Here is a 7,964-nt window from a genome sequence, read left to right on the forward strand (position 1 = left end):
TCCCCGGCCCCGGCCCCTCGACCCTCCCCCCCCGCGCGCGCCGGCGGGGGGCGGCCCCCCCCCCCCCCCCCCCCGGCGTCGGGGGTCTGCCTAGCGTGGGTGATACGCGCTCGAACTGTGACAGCGGCGCACTCCGATCAATGAGTTGAGGAGGCAGCAGTGCGAAGTATGACAACGGTCGGACTCTCCGACGCACGACGCATGATCGACGCGGGGATCGCCGCGGCCGAACGGATCGGCTCGCCGAGCAACATCGCCGTTGTCGACAACGGCGGGAACCTGGTCGCTCACGTTCGGATGGACGACGCCCAGCTCGGAAGTATCGAGCACTCGATCGACAAGGCGCACACCGCAGTGTTCTTCCAGTCGCCAACAGGAGATCTCGCCGCCGATTCGCTTCCAGGAGAACAGTTCTGGGGCATGGCGTTGAGCGGTCACGGCCGCGTCCTGGTTTTCGCGGGCGGCATCCCGCTGATCGTCGACGGCATGGTGGTGGGAGCTGTCGGTGTCAGCGGCGGCTCTCGTGAGCAGGACACGACGGTCGCCCGTGAGGCGTCGGCTGCACTGTGAGCCGCAATCCAGCGGCGTGTGACATGACGACCGGTCCTGCCGGTCATCGACGATGAAGGAGAGAAGTGATGAGTACGACGTATCTGATCACCGGTGCCGGAAGCGGTTTCGGCAAAGAGGTTGCGCTACGCATGGCGGAGCAAGGACACGACGTGATCGCGGGTGTCGAGATCATCGCGCAGGTCAACGTGTTGCGCGCCGAGGCGAAGCAGCGCGGCGTCGACCTGCGGGTCGAGAAGCTCGACGTCACCGACGAGGGCGATCGCCGGAAGGCCGCGCAGTGGGACGTCGACGTGCTGTTGAACAACGCGGGAATCTCCGAGGGCGGTTCGTCGGTCGACATTCCCGCCGACAATCTCCGCAGGCAGTTCGAGGTGAACGTCTTCGGCCCGATCCTGCTGACGCAGCCCATCGCCAAGCGGATGGTGGCCAAGGGTGGCGGCAAAATCGTCTTCATGTCGTCGGTCGCAGGGCTCACCGTCGACCCGTTCACCGGTGCGTACGCAGGCTCGAAGCACGCCGTCGAAGCGTTTGCTGATGCGTTGGATCAGGAACTCGCTGAGTACGGCGTCACGGTTGCCACCATCAACCCCGGGCCGTTCCTCACCGGATTCAACGACACCATGTTCGAGGAGTGGAAGTCGTGGGTCGACGATCCGTCGACGCGACTCTACGACTACAGCAAGCTCGCATTCCCGCACGAGCAGTTCGACCCGGAGGAGGTCATCACCGTGACGATCGATGTCCTCACCGGTACCGACACCGACTACCGACACGTGTTGCCCGCCCACACGGTCGACGACATCAAGGCACAGACACAGGCGCAGTGGGATCGCACGCTCAATGACGGCAAACGTCCCGAACTGGTCGCGACCGCCTACGACATCTCCCCGTACACGCCAGTTGACGGCAATTCCTGAAAGGATCGAATAATGGCTCTCTCCGACAAGAAGGCACTGATCATCGCGACGTCGTATGGCGTCGAACGTGACGAGCTACTTGTCCCGCGTGATCATCTGCGGGAGGAAGGCGTCGCCGTCACCGTCGCGACGGTGGACGGCGACGACGTACAGACATTGGTGGGCGACAAGGATCCGGGCTCGACCGTTGCCGCTGATGCCGCGATCGCCGACGTCGATCCCGCCGACTACGACGTCCTCGTGGTGCCCGGGGGCACACTCAACGCCGACACACTGCGCACCGATGCGAGGGCGCAGAGCGTGGTGCGCAGTTTTGCCGATGCGGGTAAACCCGTCGCCGCGATCTGCCACGGACCGTGGCTGATCGTCGAAACGGGATTGCTCGTCGGCAAGACCCTGACGTCATATTCGTCGTTGCGAACCGATGTGAACAACGCCGGCGGCAACTGGGTGGACGAGGCGGTGGTGAGTGACGACACCAACGGGTTCGCGCTGATCACGTCGCGCACCCCGGACGACCTCTCGGAGTTCACCGCCGCGATCGACGCGCAACTCGCATGAGCGAAGGCCGGGGGACCGACGACGCGGAGAGCGCGTCGTCGCGCTCTGTCACGGCCGACTACCGCGCCACCGCGACGTCCGGGTTCCTCCGGAATCGACGCGCACAGTTGGCCCCCGATCCCTCCTGGCCTGTCTACAACGCCACTACCGACCGTCGGGTTGCGGGACTGCGGCGCGAGGAGATCGCCTGGGCCGCAGGGGTGAGCATGGACTACTACACCAAGTTCGAGCAGGGCAAGGTGGCGCACCCCTCGCGCGCGGTCGTCGGATCTGTCGCCGACGCCCTGCGTCTGAGCGATCTCGACCGCAGGTACCTGTTGGCACTCACCGCCGAACCGTCGGGTGCTCCCGAGATCACCGCGGAGGCGCTCGACGAGGCGCAGGGCGATCTGTTGACGATCGGTTCGAAGCTCTTCGACACCGTCATGCTGCACCTGCTCACTGACGAGCTGATGCTGACCACCGTCGACAAGGCAACCGCGGCCGTCCTGTTCCCCGACCGGGATTCTTCCGAATGGCCGATTCAACCAGTCTCGTTGCTGCAGTATATTTTCGACGACCCGATCAGCAGATCGGTGTACGTGGACTGGACGGCCAAGGCCTACGAGGTCGTGGGGCTGGCGCATCTGAACCTGGCCACGCGGCAGGCGTCGGCGGAACATCGAGCGTTGATCGACCAGTTGTGGCGGTCCAGCAAGGCATTTCGCTACATCTGGAATCGCTACGAACCGCACGAGAAGAGGTCGGGACGCTGGCGAATCCGCGTCCCGGGAGAGGGCGTCGTCGGCTGCCACTTCACGACGCTGCAGGTGCGTGGCTGTGATGAGCTGTCGCTCGTCGTCTACGACCGCGAGGAACAACGTCGAGAACTCAGCTCCCGCGATACGTCGAATACGAGTACGGGCTCAGCAGCACCGGTACGTGATAGTGCCGATTCGGATCGTCGACGGTGAAGCAGATGTCGATCTGCGGGTAGAAGCCGACGATTCCGTTGGCGCCGAACCAGTCTGCGGTCGCGAAGACCAGATGGTAGGTGCCCGGCGCGAGTGGGTCGGTGTTGACCTGCGGGATGCGGCCGTCGCTGTTGGTGGTGCCCGAGGCGAGTTGTTCGCCGTCGACGTCGCGCAGGATCACCGACATCCCGACTGCGGGAGCACCGCTGACGGCGTCGAGGACGTGAGTGGACAGTCCGGTCATGAGGTCAGCCTAGTCGTCGACGAATTCGACGGCGGGTGTCAGCATCCGTTGCAGCCGACTGCGATTGATCTTCGCGAGCTCCATGCGCATGACGCGACGTTCGGTCGGAGCGTCGTTGCGTATGCGCTCTTTGAGGATCGCGAGCAGTTCTTCTGCGGGGCGTCCATTGGCGAACACAAGGTAGACGTGCCCGAACTTCTCGTCGTACTCCTTGTTGAGCTGTCTGAGCTCGGCGAGTACCTCGGGATCGGCGCCGGTCACTCCCGACTGTTCCCGACTCGACGAGGCGTTGTCGGGGCGGTCACCGATGCGGGGGTGCCCCGCCAATGCCTCGTCGAGGTCGGTCTCGGTCAGTTCGGCGAGTATCAGATCGGCGTATTCGAGAAGTGCCTCGTCGTCGACGAACGGACGCGCCTTGGCGACGCGCAACGCCCAGATCGATGAACTGCAGCACTCGTAGAGCGTGCTGATCGCCTGTCGCTCCGACAGCTCGTTGAAACTGGGCAGACCACGCCAATCCACTCGTCGCACGCGCTCAGCCTACGAGAGCTCTGGCTGACGGCTGAAGCGAGCCGAGGTGAGTGGGTTGGCGTCGGCCACGAGATCGTCGAACCGGTGGTTGGCGATCTTCGCGATCTCGATGAGCGCGAAGGACTTCTCCGAGGTCTCGGAGTTGTCCATGCGAGCCCAACCGTTGCGCAGCACGCGGTCGTAGCGTTCGGCCTCCTGCGCGTCGATGACCAACGGGAAGCCGAAGTGGTCCTTGTACGCCTTGGCGAGGTCGACGACGTTCTCGTGCTCGGTCTCCTCGAGGTGGGACAGGCCCTTGTGGTCGACGGCGGTCAGCTCGCCGGTCTCGTCTTCCGCGCCGAGGTCGGGGAATGCGCGGATGAGCTGCAACTGTTCCTCGTCGCTGCCGGTCAGCATGGCCTCCTGGAAGGCGCTGCGCAGATCGTGGACGTCCTCGAAGGGGCGCTGCTCGTAGGCGCGTTCGACCACCCAGTCGACGTTCTGCACCAGGCCACCGAAGGTCTGACTGAATTCGACGTAGGTCATCTTGTTGACGGCGTCGAGGGTGATGGCGCCGCGTCCCGCGACGGCCGGGCCGCGACGTCCGACGTGGAAGAACAACAGGTTCAACAGGATTGCGGTGATCGCACCCATCGTGATGCCCGTCGAGAACGGTATCTGCAGGATCATGTTGGGCATCGCCTGATCGACGCCGGGCAGTGCGGGGACGTCGACGTGCGCGCCACCCTTCTCGATGACGGTGGTGGGGGTCGCCGACTGCGAGAACTGCACATAGAGGGCGACGGCCAGCGAGGTGGCCGCGATGATGAGGTTGCGGTGGTCGGTGAAGTCGACCGACGTGAGCGTCTGGATACCGACGATGGCCACGGTCGCGAACATGATCAGCGCCGCACCGCCGAGGATGGGCGCGGGAATGGACTCGACCACCTTCGCCAGCTTGGGCAGGCAGCCCAGGATGATCATGATGACGCCTGCACAGGCGACCACCCAGCGGCTCTTGACCCCGGTCAGCCGCACCAGACCGACGTTCTCGGAGAACGCGGTGTAGGGGAACGAGTTGAAGATTCCGCCGAAGATGGTGGCCACGCCGTCGGCACGTACCGCGGCCGCGACGTCCTCCTTCTTGATGCGTTTGCCGACGATCTCGCCGGTCGCGAAGATCGATCCGGTCGATTCCACAGCGACGACCAGCAGCACGACGATCATCGACACGATCGCGACGAGGTCCCACTTCGGAGCGCCGAAGGCGAACGGCGGGGTGAAGCCGAACCAGCCGGCTTCGCCGACGATGCCAAATGATGCGTCGCCGCACAGCCAGGCGATGAAGGTGGCGACCACGAGGCCCATCAGCACCGCGATCGTTGCCATGAAGCCGCGGAAGAATCGCTGCATCAGCACGATCAGCAGGATGGTGCCGAGCGCGTAGCACACCCATTTCCAGTTCGCGTTGTCGTGGAGGTGCTCGTGCGGGTTGGTGACCGCGTCGCCCGCGCCGACCGGGATGAGGCAGACGCCGATGATGGTGATCAGCGTGCCCGTCACCACCGGCGGCAGGAAGCGGATGAGTTTGGCGAAGAACGGAGCGATGAGGAAGGTCGCGATGCCGGCTGCGATCACGGCGCCGTAGACCGTCTGCAGGCCGACGCGTCCGCCGCCGTTCTGGTTGGCGATCTGGATGACAGGTGCGAGCGTGGCGAAGGTGATGCCCTGCAGCAACGGCAGGCGTACACCGATCTTCCAGATGCCGACCGACTGCAGCAGCGATGCGATGCCGCACGTGAAGAGGTCGGCGGTGATGAGCATGGTCAGCGCGTCGGAGTCGAGGTTGATCGCGCGGGCGATCAGCAGCGGCACGAGCACCGCGCCCGCGTAGAACGCGACGACATGCTGTGCACCGAGAGCGACGAGCTTGCCGGGTGGCGGCACCTGATCGACGGGGTGTACGCGCTTGCGCTTCTTTGCCGGCGGGGACGCCGGTGCCGCCTCGGTTGTCATGGTCGCCTCCAACAGGATGGGTGTTTCGCGCACACAGATGTGGCGCCGATGCGCGAACGGATGCGCGTCAGCAGATAGATAGTGGACCCGCGCGCGACTTCTCGCGCAGCGACGAGCGCACGTTTCCGCGAGGTTAAAACGGAGATCTCGGACAGGCGACTACGATCGGCTTCCGTGAACATCGCACGCGTCGACGACACGGACCGCCCCGATGATGCCGGCGGCGACCCGGTGGTTGGCGTGGTACTCGCCGCGGGCGAGGGGCGTCGCTATGGAATTCCGAAAATACTTGCAGCGCACGGGGATTGGCTCAACAGGGCGGTGTCGGCGCTGGCCGATGGCGGGTGCGACGACGTGGCCGTGACGATGGGTGCGGCGGTGGTCGGCGCCCCCGCTGGTGCTGCGCCGATCCGGGTCGGCGACTGGGCGGACGGGCTGTCGGCGAGTGTGCGCGCGGCTCTCGCGTGGGCGTGCGAGAAAGGCGATGTGGCAGGCGTGGTTTTACATGTTGTTGACATGCCGGACGTCGGCGCCGATGTGGTTGCGAGGGTGCTGAGGCAGGCGGGAAGTCGACGAGATGCCGTGGTACGCCCGAGGTATCGCGACGTCCCGGGACATCCGGTCTATCTCGGAGCCGACCACCTTGCGGGAGTGCTTGATTCGTTGAACGGCGATGTCGGCGCCGCGGCGTATCTGCGCGCGCACGCCGACATCGTCGAGATGGTCGAGTGTGGCGACCTGGCCTCGGGACGCGACATCGACGAGCCGTAGCGCCAGGCGGTCACCGGTCTCAGGCGGGCTGCTCCTGCTTGGGGTAGGTGTAGAACCCCTCGCCGCTGGCCATGCCGAGCTTGCCCTTGTCGATGTAATTCTGCTTGAGCCACGCGCCGAGGTGGCGGTTGCCCTGATCGCCGTTCATCAGGATGTTGTACGGCGTCATCAGTCCGACGACGTCGTAGATCTGGAACGGTCCCAGCGGCGATCCGGTGGCGATGCGCCAGGTCTTGTCCACATCCTGCGGATCGGCGTAGCCGCCTGCGGCGAGTTCGAGGGCCGCGTTGAGGAACGGGATCAGCAGCGAATTGAGAACGTAGCCCGCCTTCTCCTTGTGGATCTGGATGGGCACCATGCCGATCTCGTCGGCGAACTTCACCACCTTGTCGTAGACCGCGGGGTCGGTGTCCTTGGTGCCCATGATCTCGGCGGTGTTGAACTGCCAGACCCGGTTGGCGAAGTGCAGTGCGAGGAACTTGTCCGGGCGTCCCGTCGACGATTCGAGGTCGCTCGGAAGCAGCGACGACGAGTTGGTCGCGAAGACTGTGTCCTTCGGCGCGAGTTCGTTGAGCTTGCGGTAGGTGTCCTGCTTGAGTTCGAGGATTTCGGGTACCGCTTCGATGATCAGTTGGGACTGAGCGGCTTTCGCGAGATCGTCGGTGAGGGTGATGCGCTTGCGCGCCTCCTCCGCTGCGCCGTCGGCGGCGCCGGGCACCTCACGCTTGTAGGTCTCGACGAGTTCGTCGTATCGCTTCGACGCCGCGTCGAGAGCCTTCTGATTGATGTCGTAGGACGTGACGTCGATTCCCTTGTACGCGGTCTGGAATGCGATCTGAGATCCGAGTACGCCCGCACCGAGCACCGTGACTGTGGAAAACTCTGCCATCGTGAACCATCTCCTGTAGGTCGTTACTTCCCTACAACTCAACCTACTCGCGCGCGTACTGACGAAGAGTTGATGCTCGTCACGTCTGTTGGTCGGACACCGTGACGCCGAGTGCTCCCGTGGCGAATCGGGCAACCACCGGATACGCGGCAGCGAGCGCGTCGTCGTATCCGTCACGGGCATCTCCGACGACCCGCGCGCGATCGTCGTCGAGCACTACCGACACTGTCGCCACGAGTTCGCCCGTCGTCGGCTCACAGACCGCCCAGGTGAACGACGACTCGTCGGCCCAACCCGAATCTACTTGCCGCACATAGGCTTCGGGATCGTCGACGCCCAGGTCGCGTAGTGCCGCGGCGTCGGAGATCCGCTCGTCGTCGCGGACTCCGCGCAGGTACCAGGCGCCCGCGTTGATCTCGATCGGTTCCATCGGACCTCCTCGAAACGCAGTCGGGGGGGGGGGGGGGGGGGGGGGGGGGGGGGGGGGGGGGGGGGGGGGGGGGGGGGGGGGGGGGGGGGGGGGGGGGGGG

10 protein-coding genes are annotated in these 7,964 nt (G+C 65.2%); 5 read left to right on the plus strand and 5 right to left on the minus strand.

Annotation, left to right across the window (positions count from 1 at the left end; all coding sequences use genetic code 11):
* The first annotated feature begins 159 nt into the window (after positions 1 to 159).
* The 4 genes from A5777_RS02970 (at position 160) to A5777_RS02985 (ending at position 3,004) form a co-directional block, all read left to right on the plus strand.
* Positions 160 to 570 carry a GlcG/HbpS family heme-binding protein gene (locus tag A5777_RS02970; RefSeq protein ID WP_082933520.1) on the plus strand — a complete coding sequence of 137 codons (411 nt, stop codon included), beginning with the start codon at positions 160 to 162 and terminating at the stop codon, positions 568 to 570.
* Between the two features lie 68 nt (positions 571 to 638).
* Positions 639 to 1,490 carry an SDR family oxidoreductase gene (locus tag A5777_RS02975; protein ID WP_064861563.1) on the plus strand — a complete coding sequence of 284 codons (852 nt, stop codon included), beginning with the start codon at positions 639 to 641 and terminating at the stop codon, positions 1,488 to 1,490.
* Between the two features lie 12 nt (positions 1,491 to 1,502).
* The gene (locus A5777_RS02980) at positions 1,503 to 2,051 is read left to right on the plus strand and encodes a DJ-1/PfpI/YhbO family deglycase/protease (protein WP_064861564.1); all 549 of its coding nucleotides are present in this window, start codon (positions 1,503 to 1,505) and stop codon (positions 2,049 to 2,051) included.
* Positions 2,048 to 3,004, plus strand: coding sequence for a helix-turn-helix transcriptional regulator (locus tag A5777_RS02985; RefSeq protein WP_231894721.1), 957 nt, complete (start codon positions 2,048 to 2,050; stop codon positions 3,002 to 3,004). The genes A5777_RS02980 and A5777_RS02985 overlap by 4 nt, the downstream gene beginning before the upstream one ends.
* On the opposite strand, the gene uraH is transcribed toward A5777_RS02985, so the two are convergent.
* Genes uraH through A5777_RS03000 form a run of 3 tightly spaced genes read right to left on the minus strand, consistent with a single transcriptional unit; the run spans position 2,922 to position 5,774 of the window.
* Positions 2,922 to 3,248, minus strand: coding sequence for a hydroxyisourate hydrolase (gene uraH / locus A5777_RS02990; RefSeq protein WP_064861565.1), 327 nt, complete (start codon positions 3,246 to 3,248; stop codon positions 2,922 to 2,924). The genes A5777_RS02985 and uraH overlap by 83 nt on opposite strands.
* A 9-nt stretch (positions 3,249 to 3,257) precedes the next feature.
* Positions 3,258 to 3,779 carry a 2-oxo-4-hydroxy-4-carboxy-5-ureidoimidazoline decarboxylase gene (gene uraD, locus A5777_RS02995; RefSeq protein ID WP_064861566.1) on the minus strand — a complete coding sequence of 174 codons (522 nt, stop codon included), beginning with the start codon at positions 3,777 to 3,779 and terminating at the stop codon, positions 3,258 to 3,260.
* Between the two features lie 9 nt (positions 3,780 to 3,788).
* Positions 3,789 to 5,774 (minus strand): solute carrier family 23 protein, encoded by a 1,986-nt coding sequence (locus tag A5777_RS03000; RefSeq protein WP_064861568.1) that lies wholly within the window; start codon positions 5,772 to 5,774, stop codon positions 3,789 to 3,791.
* A 174-nt stretch (positions 5,775 to 5,948) separates the two neighbouring features.
* Here A5777_RS03000 and A5777_RS03005 point away from each other — a divergent pair, with 174 nt between their 5' ends.
* On the plus strand, positions 5,949 to 6,545 hold the full coding sequence (locus tag A5777_RS03005) for a nucleotidyltransferase family protein (protein ID WP_082933521.1): 597 nt from the start codon (positions 5,949 to 5,951) through the stop codon (positions 6,543 to 6,545).
* A 19-nt stretch (positions 6,546 to 6,564) separates the two neighbouring features.
* Here A5777_RS03005 and A5777_RS03010 read toward each other — a convergent pair whose 3' ends face one another.
* Together A5777_RS03010 and A5777_RS03015 are read right to left on the minus strand one after the other, a co-directional pair.
* The gene (locus A5777_RS03010; RefSeq protein WP_064861567.1) at positions 6,565 to 7,434 is read right to left on the minus strand and encodes a 3-hydroxyacyl-CoA dehydrogenase; all 870 of its coding nucleotides are present in this window, start codon (positions 7,432 to 7,434) and stop codon (positions 6,565 to 6,567) included.
* 79 nt (positions 7,435 to 7,513) lie between these two features.
* Complete coding sequence (locus tag A5777_RS03015; protein ID WP_005205820.1) at positions 7,514 to 7,864, minus strand: hypothetical protein; 351 nt, start codon at positions 7,862 to 7,864, stop codon at positions 7,514 to 7,516.
* Positions 7,865 to 7,964 lie beyond the last annotated feature (100 nt).

Origin of the sequence: Gordonia sp. 852002-10350_SCH5691597 (assembly GCF_001665715.1) — a bacterium.
Classification (GTDB): domain Bacteria; phylum Actinomycetota; class Actinomycetes; order Mycobacteriales; family Mycobacteriaceae; genus Gordonia; species Gordonia sputi.